Source organism: Klebsiella terrigena (assembly GCF_006539725.1).
Classification (GTDB): Bacteria; Pseudomonadota; Gammaproteobacteria; order Enterobacterales; family Enterobacteriaceae; genus Klebsiella; species Klebsiella terrigena.
The window spans coordinates 1-18,092 of the sequence record NZ_BJNO01000043.1; the positions used below are offsets into that span (position 1 = coordinate 1).

The following is an 18,092-nucleotide window of genomic DNA, read 5'->3' on the forward strand; positions in this document are numbered from 1 at the left end:
TCACTTCCTGATATCTCATCACTCCCATACAAACCGCAGCGTCGCACATTCTGCCCATGCGGGAAGGATGAGAAGCTTCGACCAAGGTTCGACTCGAGCGCAAGCGAGAGAACGTTGCCGCAGGCAACGGCCCGAAGGGTGAGCAGCTTTAGCTGCGAATAATCCTTCCCCCACCACCATCACTTCCCAGATATATCGTCACTCCCAAACAAGCATCAGCATTGCACATTCGGCCTGTCCAGGAGAGCGCTACATCGGCGGCAGACGGCGCGCCACCGGCGAGCTTTTTACTATCGAGGTGTTGCACTGGGCGTGTTCTGCCAGGCCATCGAGCAGGGTATCAAGCTGCGCAATATCGCGCACCGCCAGGCGCATCACAAAGCAATCTTCCCCCGTGACCTTGTCACATTCGATGCATTCCGGCATCGCCTGAATGTATTTATCCACTTTCTGCAGCAGCCCCGGCAAAGGTCTGACGCGCACCAGCGCCTGCAGGCTATAGCCCAGCGCGGCCAGATTAATCCGGGCACCATATCCCTGAATCACCCCGCGCTCTTCCAGACGCTTCACCCGCTCGGCGGTACTGGGCGAGGTCAGCCCTACCCGCCCGCTCAGCACCTTTAACGATATACGCGCATCTTCCGCCAGACAGGCCAGAATGGCGCGATCGATATTATCAATTAAGTGTTCCACTCTTTTTACCTGCTAAATAAAAGCGATATCAGGTTTTCACCTTAGATCATGCATATCAACCTGTCACCTGATTAACGACAATAGCGATACGCAAACGGAGGTAGAAAAATGAAACATACGGTGACGGGCGTCTGGCAAATGAGCCTGGCGATGATAATTTCGGGTTCGATTGGCGCGTTCGTTTTACTCTCCGGTTTGCCGGTTATCGATGTTGTCTTCTGGCGCTGCCTTATTGGCGCGCTGACCTTAGCGGGCTTCATCTCTCTTAGCCGACAGCCGTTCAGCCAGCTCACGCGGCTCACGCTGCTGCTGGCGATTATCGGAGGAGTCGCCCTGGTCATTAACTGGCTGCTGCTTTTTGCCGCCTACGCCCGAATTTCTATTGGCATGGCCACCGTTGTTTATAACACCCAGCCGTTTATGCTGGTATTGATGGGCATACTGGCAGGTGAGCGGGTTGCGCTAATTAAATGGGGCTGGCTGGCGCTGGCCTTTTTCGGCGTGGTGGTCCTGCTCTCCAGCGAGCTGATGCAGGCGCACGGCGGCCAGCTGGCGGCGGGCATTGCGCTGGCTCTTGGCGCCGCTTTTTTCTACGCGCTAACGGCGATGATCGCCCGCAAGCTGCGCCCGCTCCCGCCCCAGCATATTGCTTTTATTCAGGTCATCGTCGGGACAATTATGCTGCTGCCGCTGGTTCACCGCCCCGATTTTAGCGCTGCGTTCCCCTGGCGATACCTGCTGATTCTCGGCGTTGTGCATACCGGCATCATGTACCAGCTGCTCTACAGCGCGATCCAGAAGCTGCCTACGCCAGCGATCGGCTCACTCTCCTTTATCTATCCGATTGTGGCGATCGTGGTCGACTATTTGGTCTTCGACCATGCGCTGGCGCCGGTGCAGCTGGCCGGAGGTGCGCTGATCCTGCTGGCGGCAGCGGGAAATAATCTGGGCTGGGGAGATGGGCTGGCGCTGAGCAATAAAAAACCCCGCCGAAGCGGGGTTTGATACAACCGATAGCTGAACTAGCGACGAGCGCGAACAATCTGATATTTGCGCGTCAGGTACTCTACCGGCGCGCTCCAGATATGCACCAGGCGGGAGAACGGGAACAGCAGGAACATCGTCATCCCCAGCACCAGGTGCAGGCGGAACACAAACGCCACGCCGTCCAGATACTGTGACGCTCCGCCGTGGAAGGTCACCACCGACTGCGCCCAGCCTACCAGCTTGAGCATTTCACTACCGTCCATATGCTGCGCCGAGAACGGGATCGTCAGCAGACCCAGCGCGCACTGAACGAGCAGCAGCGAGAGGATCAGGATATCCGCGGTCGTGGTGGTTGCGCGCACGCGCGGGCTGAACAGGCGACGCTTGAGCAGCAGCACGCCGCCGACCAGACACATCACGCCGCTGGCACCGCCGGCAATCATCGCCATCTTCTGCTTCACGTCCATCGGCAGGAAGGACTCATACATCCAGTGCGGGGTCAGCATTCCGAGGAAGTGGCCGGCGAAGATACCGAGGATCCCGATATGGAACAGGTTAGACGCCAGGTTCATCCCTTTGCGGTCCAGCATCTGGCTGGACGAGGCCCGCCAGGTGTACTGACCATAGTCGTAGCGCAGCCAGCTGCCGATCAGAAATACCGAACCGGCAATGTACGGGTAGATGTCAAAGAAGAACATATTCAGGAAGTGCATTATTGCGGTCCTCCGTTAGAGATATCCAAGTATTGCGGGGCCACGGCCCCGGCAAAACGACGCTGGTGAGCGGCAATTTCTGACTCGCCGCAGCCTTTATCGGCAAAGAATTTCACCTGTTCTTCTTCCCATACCGCGTCCAGCGCCTGCGGCGTATCGTCGCGGGCTTCGTCGGCTATTTTTTCTGCAACCTTCTGGCTATCAACCCGGGTATCCGCCAGCTTCAGCAGCAGTTCGAACAGCGCCGCATAGCGGCTTTCGCGCTGCTGCAGACGAGCGCTTAGCAGACCCAGAATCGGCGCCACGTCCTTCAGCCCGGCGATAGCTTCATCTTCCGGCAGCTGCGCCAGATACTCCAGGTACAGCGGCAGGTGGTCAGGAAGCTCATTGCTGTCGAGCTCCAGGCCATGGCGCTCGTATTGCGCCATCAGATCGACCATCGCCTGACCGCGATCGCGGGACTCGCCGTGAACATGTTCGAACAGCAGCAGCGACGTCGCCCGTCCGCGGTCAAACAGCTCGCTGTAATCCGCCTGAGCGTCGAGCACGTCCCGGGCGGTCAGGTCGCGCAGGAAGTCGCCCAGCTTGCGGGCATCCTCCGCGACTAATTTTTCCGATGACGCCAGCGTCTCCAGCATCTCCTGCTGATGCTGCCACAGGGCAGCGTCAGGATACTCAAGCAGGCGCGACACGATCACGAGTTCAATCATGAGTGCGGCTCCGTTTTGCTGGTCACGTCGATAGAGTCGATGCGGCGGCTATTGAACAGATTGAACTGGCTGTCCGAACCGTGGCAGCCGTCGCCGAAGGTGAAGCCGCAGCCGCTTTTTTCCGGGAAGGCGTCGCGCGCCTGCTCGCGGTGGCTGCTGGGTACCACGAAACGATCTTCGTAGTTGGCAATCGCCAGGTAGCGATACATCTCCTGTGCCTGGGCTTCGCTCAGACCCACTTCTTCCAGCGCGCGGGTATCCACTACGCCATCAACGCTTTCCGCGCGTTTAAAGTGACGCATCGCCAGCATACGCTTCAGCGCCAGCAGCACCGGCTGGGTATCGCCTGCGGTCAGCAGGTTTGCCAGGTACTGAACCGGAATACGCAGGCTTTCCACGTCCGGCAGAATACCGTTGCTTCCCAGCTCACCGGCGTCCGCCGCGGACTGAATCGGTGACAGAGGCGGCACGTACCAGACCATCGGCAGCGTGCGGTATTCCGGATGCAGCGGCAGTGCCAGCTTCCAGTCCATTGCCATCTTGTAGACCGGCGACTTCTGGGCAGCGTCGATAACCCCCTGCGGTACGCCGTCCTTCAGCGCCTGCTCGATGACTTTCGGGTCATGCGGATCGAGGAACACGTCCAGCTGACGCTGATAGAGATCTTTCTCGTTTTCGGTGCTCGCTGCGGTTTCAATCGCATCCGCGTCATACAGCAGCACGCCAAGGTAGCGAATACGGCCAACGCAGGTTTCTGAACACACGGTCGGCTGACCCGCTTCGATGCGCGGGTAGCAGAAGATGCATTTCTCAGACTTACCGCTCTTCCAGTTGAAGTAGATCTTCTTGTACGGGCAGCCGGTGATACACATACGCCAGCCGCGGCACTTGTCCTGGTCGATCAGTACGATGCCGTCTTCTTCACGCTTGTAGATAGCGCCGCTCGGACAGGTCGCCACGCACGCCGGGTTGAGACAGTGCTCACACAGGCGCGGCAGATACATCATGAAGGTGTTTTCGAACTGGCCGTACATCGCCTTCTGCATGTTCTCGAAGTTCTTATCTTTCGATAGCTTCTCGAACTCACCGCCCAGATCGTCTTCCCAGTTCGGACCCTTGACGATCTTATTCATGCGCTGGCCGGTGATCAGCGAGCGCGGACGCGCGATCGGCTGCGCTTTGCTATCGGCCGGCGCGTTATGCAGCGTCTGGTAGTCAAAATCAAACGGCTCGTAGTAGTCGTCGATACCCGGCAGATGCGGGTTAGCGAAGATTTTACCCAGCAGCATCGCGCGGTTACCCATACGCGGCTGCAGCTTGCCGTTGATCTTACGAACCCAACCGCCCTTCCATTTTTCCTGGTTTTCCCAGTCGGTCGGGAAACCGAGGCCCGGCTTGGTTTCAACGTTGTTGAACCAGGCGTACTCGGTCCCCTCACGGCTGGTCCAGACATTTTTACAGGTGACTGAGCAGGTATGACAGCCGATGCATTTATCGAGATTCAGCACCATGCCGACTTGTGAACGAATTTTCATTTTACGCTCTCCTGTACCTGGTCATTGCCTTCGCCATCCAGCCAGTTAATGTTCTTCATCTTACGTACCACCACAAACTCATCGCGGTTCGATCCGACGGTGCCGTAGTAGTTAAAGCCGTATGCCAGGTGCCCATAGCCGCCGATCATATGCGTCGGTTTCGGTGTAATGCGGGTCACCGAGTTATGGATCCCGCCGCGCTGGCCGGTAATTTCAGAACCCGGCAGGTTCACAATACGTTCCTGCGCGTGGTACATCATGGTCATTCCGGCCGGCACGCGCTGGCTTACTACCGCACGCGCGGTCAGGGCGCCGTTATTGTTGAAGACTTCAATCCAGTCGTTATCTTCAATGCCCATCTCTTTGGCATCCACTTCGCTCATCCACACGATGGGCCCACCGCGACCGAGGGTCAGCATCAGCAGGTTGTCGCTGTAGGTCGAGTGAATACCCCACTTCTGGTGCGGCGTCAGGAAGTTCAGCGCCTTCTCAGGGTTACCGTTTGATTTCTTACCCATCACCGCTTTCACCGAGCGGGTATCGATTGGCGGACGGTACACCAACAGGCTTTCACCGAAGTCACGCATCCACTGGTGGTCCTGATAGAGGGACTGACGACCCGAGAGCGTACGCCACGGGATCAGCTCATGAACGTTGGTGTAGCCGGCGTTATAGGAGACGTGCTCATCTTCCAGTCCTGACCAGGTCGGGCTGGAGATAATCTTGCGCGGCTGCGCCTGAATATCGCGGAAGCGAATTTTCTCGTCTTCTTTATTCAGCGCCAGATGCGTGTGGTCACGGCCGGTAAACTCGCTCAGCGCCGCCCAGGCTTTTACCGCCACCTGACCGTTGGTTTCCGGGGCCAGGGTGAGGATCATCTCAGCCGCGTCAATCGCCGTATCCAGCATCGGCTGGCCTTTCGCCGGGCCTTCTGCCTTGGTGTAGTTGAGCTTACGCAGCAGATCCATTTCGCTCTGGGTGTTCCAGGCAATCCCTTTACCGCCGTTACCGATTTTTTCCATCAATGGCCCGATGGAGGTAAAGCGCTCATAGGTTGCCGGATAATCACGTTCAACCGGAATAATGTGCGGCGCGGTTTTCCCTGGGATCAGCTCGCATTCGCCTTTTTTCCAGTCCTTCACGTCGAACGGTTGCGCCAGTTCGGCGGCCGAGTCGTGCTGGATGGGCAGCGTCACCACGTCGGTTTCTTTTCCGAGGTGGCCCACGCAGACTTCGGAGAATGTCTTCGCGATGCCCTTGTAGATTTCCCAGTCGCTTTTCGATTCCCAGGCCGGGTCGACGGCGGCAGACAGCGGGTGAATAAACGGATGCATATCCGAAGTATTCATGTCGTCTTTTTCGTACCATGTTGCGGTCGGCAGCACGATATCGGAGTACAGACAGGTGCTCGACAGGCGGAAGTCCAGCGTCACCACCAGGTCCAGCTTGCCGTCGAGGCCGTTATCCTGCCATTCCACTTCCTCCGGCTTGACGCCGCCCTGCTTGCCGAGATCCATCCCCTGAATACCGTGCTCGGTACCCAGCAGGTACTTCAGCATATACTCATGACCTTTACCGGAAGAGCCCAGCAGGTTAGAACGCCAGATGAACAGGTTGCGCGGGTGGTTTTTACCGTTTTCCGGCTGCTCCGCTGCAAAGCGGATAGTGCCTTCTTTCAGCGCCTTCACGGTGTAGTCAACCGGCGTCATACCGGCTTTCTTCGCCTCTTCCGCGATGCGCAGCGGGTTAGTCCCAAGCTGTGGCGCGGACGGCAGCCAGCCCATACGTTCGGCGCGAACGTTGAAGTCCAGCAGATGGCCGGTGTAGCGCGATTTATCCGCCAGCGGAGAGAGCAGCTCCTGCGCGGTGACCGACTCGTAGCGCCACTGGCTGGAGTGGTTATAGAAATAGGAAGTACTGTTCATATGGCGCGCCGGACGCTGCCAGTCGAGGGCAAACGCCAGCGGCTGCCAGCCGGTCTGCGGACGCAGCTTTTCCTGGCCCACATAGTGCGCCCAGCCGCCGCCGCTTTGACCGACACAGCCGCAGAACACCAGCATGTTGATCAGACCGCGATAGTTCATATCGAGGTGATACCAGTGGTTCAGACCAGCCCCGACGATAATCATCGAGCGGCCGTGCGTCTTATCGGCGTTATCGGCGAACTCACGGGCGGTACGAATGATGTTGGCCCGAGCAACGCCGGTGATTTTTTCAGCCCACGCCGGGGTGTACGCCTTAACGTCATCGTAGCTTTTGGCGCAGTTTTCATCGTCCAGACCGCGCTCCAGGCCGTAGTTGGCCATGGTCAGGTCATAAACGGTAGTCACCAGAGCGGTGCTGCCATCCGCCAGCTGCAGGCGTTTTACCGGCAGCTTATGCAGCAGGATGTTCTCCAGCTCAACGCTGGTGAAGTGTTCGGTGCCTTCGCCGCCAAAGTACGGGAAGCCCACCTGCGCGATCTCATCCTGACTGCCCAGCAGGCTCAGCTGCAGTTCAGTTTCGTCACCGGATGTGCCGTCGCGCTGCTCGAGGTTCCATTTGCCTTTTTCACCCCAGCGGAAGCCGATTGAGCCGTTCGGCGCAACCATGTTGCCGTCGGCGTTGATCGCCACGGTTTTCCATTCCGGGTTGTTTTCCTGGCCCAGCGAATCGACGAGGTCGGCAGCGCGCAGCATACGGCCCGCCGCGTAGTAGCCGTCGCGCTCTTCGAGCATCACCAGCAGCGGCATGTCGGTGTAGCGGCGGACGTAGTCGGTAAAGTACTGGCTCGGTTTGTCGAGATGGAACTCGCGCAGCATAACGTGGCCCATCGCCAGCGCCAGCGCCGCATCGGTACCCTGCTTCGGTGCCAGCCACAGATCGCACAGCTTGGCGATTTCGGCGTAGTCAGGGGTGATAGCAACGGTTTTGGTGCCTTTGTAGCGGACTTCGGTAAAGAAGTGCGCATCCGGGGTACGGGTCTGCGGAACGTTAGAACCCCAGGCGATAATGTAGTTCGAGTTATACCAGTCGGCGGATTCGGGTACGTCGGTCTGCTCGCCCCAGGTCTGCGGAGAGGCCGGCGGAAGGTCACAGTACCAGTCGTAGAAGCTCAGGCAGGTACCGCCAATCAGCGACAGGTAGCGCGCGCCGGAAGCGTAGGAAACCATCGACATCGCCGGGATCGGCGAGAAGCCCGCCACGCGGTCAGGGCCGTAGGTTTTGACGGTATAAACGTTGGACGCGGCAATCAGCTCGTTCACTTCCTGCCAGGAGGAGCGTACGAAACCGCCGCGACCGCGGGCCTGCTTAAAGCTTTTCGCTTTATCAGCATCTTCAATAATCGAAGCCCATGCCGCAACCGGATCGCTGTGCTGAACCTTAGCCTCACGCCACATTTTCATCAGGCGCTTACGCATCAGCGGATATTTCAGGCGGTTGGCGCTGTAGAGGTACCAGGAGTAGCTGGCGCCACGCGGGCAGCCGCGCGGTTCATGATTGGGCAGGTCCGGGCGGGTACGCGGATAGTCCGTCTGCTGGGTTTCCCAGGTGACGAGACCATTTTTGACATAAATTTTCCAGCTGCATGAGCCGGTGCAGTTCACACCGTGAGTGGAACGCACGATTTTGTCATGCTGCCAACGCTGGCGGTATCCATCCTCCCAGTCCCGGTTGGTGTGTAGAAGCTGGCCGTGCCCATCGGCAAAGGTCTCGCCCTTCTGTTTGAAGTAGCGAAACCGGTCCAGGAATTTACTCATGGGTTTCTCCTGTTTGGAGCCTGACGGCTCTCTGATAAATCGACATTGCTGGATTTGCAGCGAAGGTAACGCTATGAAAGAGGGAGAGAATTGATAACGATCAATACGAAATGCCTTATGAACATCGGCAAAACGGACGAATACCACCTTAGTAGTATCTTTTTCTGTTTTTTATCCATCTGTTTTTAAAGGGTTTTTATGAAAAAGCTCGCCATTTGCAGTGCGGGCAATATCCCCATAGGTATTAAGGGGTAGAGCGCAAAACAGGGGAATATTTTGCCGGACCGATGCGCCTTGCCGGAGCAGCGCCACACGACAGTATGCTGTAACTAAGTGCAGGATAAAAAAAAGGCGCAAATCAGGTTGCGCCTTATAGCGGTAAAGCTCGTCGCTTAGGACTTCTGCTTACGTCCGTAAACCAGCCAGGTAATGACTACGCAGGCGATATAGAACACGAGGAAGACCTTCATCGCCCCCGCCGGAGAACCGGTCAGGTCCAGAGAGATACCGAACGCCTTCGGAATGAAGAAGCCGCCAATCGCGCCGATCGCTGAGATAAAGCCCAGCGCCGCCGCCGTATCAGTCGCCGCTTCACGCATCGCCTGCGCTTCGCTACCGCCCTGCGCCTTCACCCGATCGGTGGTCATTTTACGGAAAATAACCGAAATCATCTGGAAGGTAGACGCGCTACCCAGCCCGGCGGTCAGGAACAGCACCATGAACACGCCGAAGAACGCGATAAAGTTACCGCCTTCACCGTGCGTTGGCAGCGTCAGGAACAGCAGGCCGCAGAAGATGGCCATCACCACGAAGTTAATCAGCGTCACTCGGGTCCCGCCCAGACGGTCGGAGATAGCCCCGCCGGTAGAGCGCGCCAGGGCGCCAATAAACGGCCCGAAGAAGGCATAGTGCAGGATCTGCACGTCCGGGAACTGCGTTTTGGACAGCATCGCAAAACCGGCGGAGAAGCCGATAAACGAGCCGAAGGTTGCCAGATACAGCAGCGCCATAATCCACAGATGCGCACGCTTGAGCACCGGCAGCTGCTCCCTGAGTGAAGCTTTCGATGCCGACAGATCGTTCATAAAGAACCATGCCGCCAGAGTCAGGACGACAAGGAACGGAACCCAAATCCAGGCCGCGTTTTCGAGATACAGAATTGAGCCATCCGGCTGCTCGGTGCCGGTCCCGCCGAAGACGGCGAAAATAGACAGAGAAACCACCAGCGGTGCAACCAGCTGCATGACGCTGACGCCCATGTTGCCAAGACCGCCGTTAATACCCAGCGCGCCGCCCTGCTTCTGTTTCGGGAAGAAGAAGCTGATGTTCGCCATGCTGGAAGCAAAGTTTGCCCCGGCAAAACCGCACAGCAGGGAGATGATAACGAAGACGCTGAACGGCGTAGAGGTATCCTGCACCGCGAAGCCCAGCCAGACGCAAGGCACTATCATGATCCCGGTACTGAATGCCGTCCAACGGCGGCCGCCGAACAGCGGTACCATGAACGCGTAAGGCACGCGCAGCAGCGCGCCAGACAGCGCCGGCAGCGCGGTCAGCATAAATAACTGATCGGTCGTAAACTGAAAGCCAACCTTATTAAGGTTAACGGCCACGGCACTGAACAACATCCAAACGCAAAACGCCAGCAAAAGACACGGCACGGAGATCCACAGGTTGCGGCTGGCGACGCGGTGACCGCGCTGCTGCCAAAACTCAGGATCTTCCGGACGCCAGTCGGTGATGACTGAAGTGGTAGTCTTCTCCGGGAGGGAAGATTGACTCATATATACCTCTGATTATTCATATATCCCGCAGACACATTAGGGGTTACAGGCGGCAGTAAGTTGATATAAATCAAAGGAAAAGTTGTCACCAATTTGCTTAAAAAAAAATCATCACTCGAAGGGAGTAGTTATTTTCGCCAAAAAAAGTGTGGTTTTTCACGAGGCTGCCCGCATTCACCTATCCCCTCCAGGCAGGCTACCTACCACCGACAATTAAGGGGTAATCCTTTATGGGTATGGGTATACTCCATCGGATATCCGAGAATAGGTCCCACTCCCGGATGGTTTGCCGGTCAGGAGCCACGCACGCTATGTTAAAACGTCTTTTTACCCCGCTCACGCTGGTGAATCAACTGGCGCTGATTGTCCTGCTTTCGACGGCCATTGGCGTCACGGGGATCGGCATCTCCGCGCGGCTGGTGCACGGCGTCCAGGGAAGCGCACACGCGATTAATAAAGCGGGCTCGCTGAGAATGCAGAGCTATCGCCTGCTGGCCGCGGTGCCGCTCAACGAGAGCGACGACAGGCTTATCGACGAGATGACCGCCACCGTATTTAGCGAAGAGCTGCAGAACGCCGCCCTGCGGGACGGCCAGCAAAACCAGCTGAAAGCGCTGCAGCACTACTGGCAGCAGGAGCTGGCGCCGGGGATGCGGCACGCGCAGAATCAGGCGACCGTCGCCACCGACGTCGCCAGCTTTGTCGATCGTATAGACCATCTGGTCACCGCCTTTGACCATACGACCGAACGGCGCATCAAGCACGTGGTCTGGATCCAGCGGATCCTTGGCTGCGGCATGGCGCTGCTGTTTCTGTTCACCATCGTCTGGCTGCGTGCGCGGCTGCTGCGTCCGTGGAAGCAGCTGCTGGAGATGGCCCGTGCGATAAGCCATCGCGACTTTACCCAGCGCGTGCGCATCCGCGGACGCGATGAAATGGCCACCCTCGGGATGGCGCTGAACAACATGTCGGAAGAGCTGGCGGAGAGCTATTCCGTACTCGAGCGGCGGGTGCAGGAAAAAACCGCCGGTCTGGAGCAGAAAAACGAAATCCTCGCTTTTTTGTGGCAGGCCAACCGCCGACTGCACTCCAGCGCCCCGCTCTGCGAGCGGATCTCGCCGGTGCTTAACGGCCTGCAGGGGCTGACGCTGCTGCGCGATATTGAAGTCAGGGTCTATGACCTCGAAGATGAAGACAACCATCAGGAATTCGCCTGTCATTCAGATTTACACTGCGATGATAAAGGCTGTTATTTATGCCCGCGCGATCTGCCACCGCTGCCCGACGGCGGGGCAACGCTGAAGTGGCGGCTCTCTGATGCCCATAACCAGTACGGCATTTTGCTGGCCACTCTGCCGGCAGGCCGCCATCTGAGCCACGATCAGCAGCAGCTGGTGGATACCCTGGTCGAACAGCTGACCTCGACGCTGGCGCTGGACAGGCATCAGGAGCATCAGCAGCAGCTGATCGTGATGGAGGAGCGCGCCACTATCGCGCGCGAACTGCACGACTCGATTGCCCAGTCGCTCTCCTGTATGAAGATGCAGGTCAGCTGCCTGCAGATGCAGGGAGAACATTTACCGGAAGAGAGTCGCCAGCTGCTGGGTCAGATCCGTAACGAGCTGAATACCTCCTGGGCCCAGCTTCGCGAGCTGCTGACCACCTTCCGGCTACAGTTAACCGAACCGGGACTGCGTCCGGCGCTGGAAGCCAGCTGCATGGAATACAGTGCCCATTTCGGCTTTACGGTCAGGCTGGACTACCAGCTGCCGCCGCGTTTCGTTCCCTCGCACCAGGCGATCCATGTGCTGCAAATCGCCCGCGAGGCGCTCAGTAATGCGCTGAAGCACGCCAAAGCGACGGAGGTCACCGTAACCGTGTCGCTGCGGGATAATCAGGTCAGGCTGGTGGTCGCGGATAATGGCCGCGGCGTACCAGACCATGCCGAACGGAGTAACCATTACGGTTTAATTATTATGCGGGATCGCGCCCAGAGCTTGCGCGGAGACTGCCAGGTACGCCGTCGCGAGACGGGCGGTACCGAAGTGGTCGTCACTTTTATCCCGGAAAAATCGTTTTCAATCCAATAGGAGAACCCCATGAGTCAACAGGAACGGGCAACCATCCTTCTCATTGACGATCACCCGATGCTGCGCACCGGCGTTAAACAGCTGGTTAGTATGGCATCCGACATTCAGGTGATCGGCGAAGCCAGCAACGGCGAACAAGGTATTGCGCTGGCGGAGTCGCTGGATCCAGACCTGATCCTGCTGGATCTCAACATGCCGGGCATGAACGGCCTGGAAACCCTCGATAAGCTGCGCGAGAAATCACTCTCTGGCCGGGTGGTGGTATTCAGCGTCTCCAACCATGAAGAGGACGTGGTCACCGCCTTAAAACGCGGCGCCGACGGCTACCTGCTCAAGGACATGGAGCCGGAAGATCTGCTTAAGGCCCTGCAGCAGGCGGCTGCCGGTGAGATGGTGCTGAGCGAGGCGTTAACGCCGGTGCTGGCGGCTAGCCTGCGCGCCAACCGCGCCACCTCGGACCGCGATATCAGCCAGCTGACCCCGCGCGAGCGCGATATCCTCAAGCTTATCGCCCAAGGCCTGCCGAACAAAATGATCGCGCGCCGTCTGGAGATAACCGAAAGCACCGTGAAAGTACACGTTAAGCATATGTTGAAGAAAATGAAGCTGAAATCGCGCGTCGAAGCCGCGGTTTGGGTACACCAGGAGCGCGTTTTCTAGGGCAGTTCTCGCCAGGATACGCCCTGGGCCGAGAATTTTACCAGCGGCTCGGTCAGCGCCAGTGCGATCTCATTGGAAGAGACGCGCTGACCCGATTTATCTTCTACCACCACCGACAGATGCCACAGGTTGGTCGCGCCGGGTTCACTGCTCCACGCCGGCAAAATCACGCTCCAGCCGTCAGGGCTATTGGCATCTACCGGCGACGTCAAACTCAGCAGCTGCGTATCCCCTTGCCACTTCAGCGACTTAATTCCATGCAGGCTACGAATCTGCAGCTTAAGCTGCACCGTTTCCCCCGACTGCAGATCCCACGGCGGCGTCGCCAGATAGGCCGACAGTGATTTACGCTGACGATACTCGACCACCGGCAAATTATCGCGCTCCGGGCTGTCGTAGCGGCTGCCGCGCAGAGAGCGGCTGATTGCCACCTCATCGGCCGCCAGCTGCTGCTTTAACGGCACCCCGAAGCGATAGTTCAGCTTCAGCCCGACGTTATTCTGGCTGAGCCCACTTTCACCCTGCTTATGCTTCGCCGTCACCGTGACCAGCGGAACCGGGGTATAGTTGAGCCCCACCGATACCGCCACCGGGTTATGGTAGCCGGTCCCGGAATGGAACAGGTCAACGCTGTCGCCGAAATACTGCTCGACGCTGACGCTGGTATTAATATGCTGATAAAACGGCAGCCGCGCCTGGGCCGTGACGTCGTAGCCGCTTGCCATCCGCTGCTCCTGAGTCAGGCTGTCGCCCTGCTGCCAGCTCCCCACCGGGTGGTAGTAATTAGCCGACAGGCGCACCGACTCTCCCCACGCCTCGGCCCCGATGCTGCCGCGCGCCAGGCGCTCATCCAGCACCTTGTCGTAGAAGGAGTTATAGCCCAGCAGCCACGTTCCAACCCGCCAGCGCTGCCCCAGGCCGATATTACCCACAAGGCCGCTATCGCGCTGGGTCACCGAATACTGGTTCCAGGTGAGGAAGTCGCCGTTATCCTGCAGCGGCACAAACCAGCTGCCCTTGCTGCCGGTAAAGTGCCCCTCCTTATCCACCAGCAAATCGACGTTGGCGTTGCCCCATGGCGATAGCCAGCTCTCCAGCTGCTGGCTGACCTCGGAGCCAATCCTGCCGATCGCAAACATCCGCGCCTGCTCGCCGGTTGTAAGGCCATTATCGCTCATGCTGGCTTCGCCGAATTTCTTCGCCATTTCGGCAAAATGCTGCGCATCCTGATCGAGCTGAGGAGCGATGCCGAGATCGGGCAGCGCCGTCTGTTTCTCGCTGAAGGCGTTGCTTCCCTGCAGGGCACGAACCGGTGCGCCGGCCAGCAGCAGGAGGATGGGGAGAAGTGGCGTAAAACGAAATAGCAAAGGCATTAAACGGATGACAGAGGCTCGCGAAGGATGGCAACAGAACCTAAGTTTACCGTTTTTTGCCATCGCCCGCAGCCCCCGGGCCAATTTCAGGAATATGCTGAATCTTCCACCCGGGGATTATTTTCCGTTAACAGCGCTTTCAGTTCCGGGATACAGGAGCCGCAGTTGGTGCCGCATTTTAGCTTCTCCCCCAGCTCGGCCGGCGTGCGGCAGCCCCCGGCGATGGCCTCGACGATCGCCCGTTCGCCGACGCTAAAGCAGCTGCAGATGATCCGCCCGCGCGGCGCGACGTCGCCCCCTTTTCTGCCGCTTAGCAGCGCGTGGCGAAGCTCGGCCGTCGCTGGCGGCGAGCTAAAGGCGGCGATAATCCATTCGCTCTCCACCGCGGGTTCGCGGGCGTCGCTCCACCAGCCCAGCATCAGGGCGCCTTCGTGCCACGCCAGCAGATTCCACAGCGCACCGGCCTCGGCAATCTGGACCTGCCAGCCCTGGCGCTGGCACCAGTCGGTAAGCCAGGCGCGCGGGCTTTTATCCCCCGCCAGCGAGAGATGCGTAAGCCCCACCGCCGCTCGCCGGCGCCAGTGGAGCCATTCCGGCAGCGGAACCGGCTGACGGCAGAACAGCTCGCCGTGCCAGGCCGGAAGCCAGGCGGCAATCGCCACCGCCACCTGCTTGCTCTCCGGCTGGCCGGAGTGCGGGTCGGTCACCGCCGCCAGCAGATTATTCACCCGCCCCTGGCGGGCAAACTGATTATTCCAGTGCATCGGCACAAACAGCGAGCCGCGGCGCTGCCCGTCGCTGATAAGCACTTTGGCGACCATGACGCCGTTGCGCGACCAGATCCGCGCCAGCTCACCCTCCCGCAGCTGCCAGCGGCGGGCATCAGCCGGAGCCACCTCCACCACCGGTTCGGCAATATGCTGCATCAGACGCGGCACGGTTCCGGTGCGGGTCATGGTGTGCCACTGATCGCGGATGCGCCCGCTGTTGAGGATCAGCGGATAGAAAGCGTCGGTTTCGGCGCGGGTGCCCTGCGGCGTCACCGGCACCATGCGCAGCTTGCCATCGCGGTGCCAGCCCCGGTGCAGGTTCAGCGCGGCGGTGCTGCGGCTGACCGGCCAGCATACCGGCGCCAGGTTGTCCCACGCCTCGCGGCTCAGGCTGGCCAGCCCGCCGATATCAAACGCCCGCTGGCCGTCATTCTCGAACCCTGACAGCGCGGCGTGTTCGCTGAAGACGTCGTGCGCGTGCTGCCAGGCAAAGGCCTCGCTAAAGCCCAGCTCGGCCGCGACGCGGGCGATTATCCACCAGTCGGCCCTCGCCTCGCCCGGCGGCGGCAGAAAGCTGCGCTGGCGGGAGATACGGCGCTCCGAATTGGTGACGGTACCGTTCTTTTCGCCCCACGCCAGCGCCGGAAAACGAATATGGGCAAAGCGGCCGGTATCGGTGTCAGCGGCAACGTCGGAGACGATAACCAGCGGGCAGGCGGCCAGCGCCTGACTTACCGCGTGGCTATCCGGCAGCGAAACCACCGGGTTGGTGCCCATTATCCATACCGCCTTCACCTCGCCGCGGCCGATGGCGGCAAACAGATCCACCGCCGTCAGCCCCGGCGTCTGCGCCAGCCGTTCGGTACCCCAGAAGCGCGAGAGGCGATGTAAATCCTGCGGTTCGAAGTTCATATGCGCCGCCAGCATGGTTGCCAGCCCGCCCACCTCACGACCGCCCATCGCATTTGGCTGTCCGGTCAGCGAAAACGGTCCGCATCCCGGGCGGCCATATTTACCGCTCGCCAGGTGAACGTTAATGATGGCATTGCACTTATCGCTGCCGCTGGCCGACTGGTTAATCCCCATGGTGTAGAGGGTGACGGCGCGCGGTGCGGTGATAAAGTCGCGATAAAAATCGGCCACCTGCTGCGGCTCAAGGCCGCAGAATTCGGCGACGGTAGCCACGTCCCACATCTGCGCCGCCGCCAGCGCCTGCTGCTGGTCGCTAAAATCGCCGGCCAGCGGTCCGTCACCGGCAATGGCGTTCAGCAGGCCGACGAACAGGCCGCCGTCGCTGCCGGGCGCCAGCGCCAGGTGCGCATCGGCAATATCGCAGGTCGCGGTACGCCGGGGATCGATAACCACCACCCGCAGCTGCGGATTGTCGCGCTTCGCCTGCACCAGGCGTTGATAAAGCACCGGATGCGCCCAGGCGGCATTTGAGCCCACCAGCACCACCAGATCGCTGTTCTCGACATCTTCATAGCTGCACGGCACCACGTCTGCGCCAAAGGCCCGCTTGTAGCCCGTCACCGCCGAGGACATGCACAGCCGCGAGTTGGTATCGATATTGGCCGCGCCGATAAAGCCCTTCATCAGCTTGTTGGCGGCGTAGTAGTCCTCGGTCAGCAGCTGGCCGGAGGCATAGAACGCCACCGCCTGCGGCCCGTAGCGGTCGACGATCTCCCGCAGCCGCGAACCCGCGGCGGCCAGCGCCTGCGACCAGCCGACGGGCTTATCATCCAGCTCCGGTGTCAGCAGCCGCCCGGCGAGGGCGGTGGTCTCCCCGAGCGCCGCGCCCTTTACGCACAGGCGTCCGAGGTTAGCCGGATGTTCGGCATCGCCCCGCACGCTGACCTGGCCCGCGGCATCGACCTCAGCCAGCACGCCGCAGCCCACTCCGCAGTAGGGGCAGGTAGTTCGGGTCTCCGCCATCAGGAAGCCTCCGCGCGCACCAGCAGAACCTGGTTGCCCACCCACACTTTGCCGTTCTCCACTTTTACCGGCCAGGCGCGTACCGCCTGCTCGCCGCCGTCGCAGGCGCGGCCGTCGCGCAGGCGAATGCGCTGTTTATAGAGCGGGGAGATGACGATCGGCTCTCCTCCGGCGTCGCCGAGGATCCCGCGCGACAGCACGTTGGCGTCGCTGCCGGGCTCGAGATTATCGAGCGCGTAAATCTGCTCGCCAAAGCGGAACAGCGCTATCTGCCGCTCGCCGAGCCGCGCGCCGATCCCGGCCTCGGCGGGGATCGCCTCGAGATCGCAAATCGCCTGCCACGGACGGGCCGAAGGCGCGCCTTCATGCAGCACCGGCGCCGCCACCGGCTGCGGCTGGCCGCGGAGCGGCTGGCGCTGCACCGCATCGTCCGGCAGCTCGCTGTTGACATAGGAGCGGAACAGCGACAGGCGCTGCGGATCGTTAAGGGTGGTTTGCCACTCGCACTGGTAGCTGTCCACCACCCGCGCCATCTCCTGCTCCAGCTCTTCGCCGATCCCGAGGCTGTCCTCGAGGATCACCTCGCGCAGATAGTCGATGCCGCCCTCAAGGTTGTCCAGCCAGGTGCTGGTTCGCTGCAGGCGATCGGCGGTGCGGATATAGAACATCAGCAGGCGGTCGACGGTGCGGATCAGCGTCACCTCGTCGATATCGCTGGCAAACAGGTCCGCGTGGCGCGGCTTCATGCCGCCGTTGCCGCAGACGTAAAGATTCCAGCCCTTCTCGGTGGCGATCACCCCGATATCTTTGCCCTGCGCCTCGGCGCATTCACGCGTGCAGCCGGAGACCGCCATTTTAATCTTATGCGGCGCGCGCAGGCCCTTGTAGCGATGTTCGAGGGTCACCGCCAGGCCGGTCGAATCCTGCACACCGTAGCGGCACCAGGTGGAGCCGACGCAGGACTTCACCGTGCGCAAGGATTTACCGTAGGCGTGGCCGGTTTCAAACCCGGCATCAGCCAGCTCGCGCCAGATAGCCGGCAGCTCTTCCAGACGGGCGCCAAAGAGGTCGATCCGCTGGCCGCCGGTAATTTTGCTGTACA

Annotated in this window: 12 protein-coding genes and 1 other RNA gene; 4 read left to right on the plus strand and 9 right to left on the minus strand. The window is 60.0% G+C overall.

The window, feature by feature from the left end; translation table 11 throughout:
- The first annotated feature begins 46 nt into the window (after nucleotides 1-46).
- A non-coding RNA gene (locus tag RTE01_RS25855) (RtT sRNA) lies at nucleotides 47-179 on the plus strand.
- 70 nt (nucleotides 180-249) lie between these two features.
- Here RTE01_RS25855 and RTE01_RS25860 read toward each other — a convergent pair.
- Nucleotides 250-693, minus strand: coding sequence for an Lrp/AsnC family transcriptional regulator (locus tag RTE01_RS25860; RefSeq protein ID WP_041146079.1), 444 nt, complete (start codon nucleotides 691-693; stop codon nucleotides 250-252).
- Nucleotides 694-801: 108 nt separating this feature from the next.
- Between RTE01_RS25860 and RTE01_RS25865 the strand changes: the two genes are divergently transcribed.
- Entirely contained in the window at nucleotides 802-1,698 is an 897-nt protein-coding gene (locus RTE01_RS25865; RefSeq protein WP_041146080.1) for a DMT family transporter, read from the plus strand.
- A gap of 17 nt (nucleotides 1,699-1,715) precedes the next feature.
- Here RTE01_RS25865 and narI read toward each other — a convergent pair whose 3' ends face one another.
- The 5 genes from narI to RTE01_RS25890 form a co-directional block, all read right to left on the minus strand.
- Entirely contained in the window at nucleotides 1,716-2,393 is a 678-nt protein-coding gene (gene narI, locus RTE01_RS25870; protein ID WP_041146081.1) for a respiratory nitrate reductase subunit gamma, read from the minus strand.
- Nucleotides 2,393-3,103, minus strand: a complete 711-nt coding sequence (gene narJ / locus RTE01_RS25875; RefSeq protein ID WP_134526546.1) for a nitrate reductase molybdenum cofactor assembly chaperone — start codon at nucleotides 3,101-3,103, stop codon at nucleotides 2,393-2,395. The genes narI and narJ overlap by 1 nt, the downstream gene beginning before the upstream one ends.
- Nucleotides 3,100-4,638 carry a nitrate reductase subunit beta gene (narH, locus tag RTE01_RS25880; protein ID WP_041146083.1) on the minus strand — a complete coding sequence of 513 codons (1,539 nt, stop codon included), beginning with the start codon at nucleotides 4,636-4,638 and terminating at the stop codon, nucleotides 3,100-3,102. Before narH ends, narJ begins: the two co-directional genes overlap by 4 nt.
- Nucleotides 4,635-8,378 carry a nitrate reductase subunit alpha gene (locus tag RTE01_RS25885; protein WP_134526549.1) on the minus strand — a complete coding sequence of 1,248 codons (3,744 nt, stop codon included), beginning with the start codon at nucleotides 8,376-8,378 and terminating at the stop codon, nucleotides 4,635-4,637. Before RTE01_RS25885 ends, narH begins: the two co-directional genes overlap by 4 nt.
- A gap of 392 nt (nucleotides 8,379-8,770) precedes the next feature.
- On the minus strand, nucleotides 8,771-10,162 hold the full coding sequence (locus RTE01_RS25890; protein WP_041146085.1) for a NarK family nitrate/nitrite MFS transporter: 1,392 nt from the start codon (nucleotides 10,160-10,162) through the stop codon (nucleotides 8,771-8,773).
- A 311-nt stretch (nucleotides 10,163-10,473) separates the two neighbouring features.
- Between RTE01_RS25890 and narX the strand changes: the two genes are divergently transcribed.
- Both narX and narL read left to right on the plus strand, forming a co-directional pair.
- Nucleotides 10,474-12,252: a nitrate/nitrite two-component system sensor histidine kinase NarX gene (gene narX, locus RTE01_RS25895; protein ID WP_134526552.1), complete on the plus strand. Its 1,779-nt coding sequence runs from the start codon at nucleotides 10,474-10,476 to the stop codon at nucleotides 12,250-12,252.
- 9 nt (nucleotides 12,253-12,261) lie between these two features.
- The gene (gene narL, locus RTE01_RS25900; RefSeq protein WP_041146087.1) at nucleotides 12,262-12,912 is read left to right on the plus strand and encodes a two-component system response regulator NarL; all 651 of its coding nucleotides are present in this window, start codon (nucleotides 12,262-12,264) and stop codon (nucleotides 12,910-12,912) included.
- On the opposite strand, the gene RTE01_RS25905 is transcribed toward narL, so the two are convergent.
- The 3 genes from RTE01_RS25905 to nirD all read right to left on the minus strand — a co-directional run.
- Nucleotides 12,909-14,285, minus strand: coding sequence for a YchO/YchP family invasin (locus RTE01_RS25905; protein ID WP_134526555.1), 1,377 nt, complete (start codon nucleotides 14,283-14,285; stop codon nucleotides 12,909-12,911). The genes narL and RTE01_RS25905 overlap by 4 nt on opposite strands.
- A gap of 86 nt (nucleotides 14,286-14,371) precedes the next feature.
- Nucleotides 14,372-16,990, minus strand: coding sequence for a nitrate reductase (locus RTE01_RS25910; protein ID WP_134526558.1), 2,619 nt, complete (start codon nucleotides 16,988-16,990; stop codon nucleotides 14,372-14,374).
- On the minus strand, nucleotides 16,990-18,092 hold a 1,103-nt coding region (gene nirD / locus RTE01_RS25915; protein ID WP_141335480.1), incomplete at its 5' end, for a nitrite reductase small subunit NirD. The genes RTE01_RS25910 and nirD, both read right to left, overlap by 1 nt.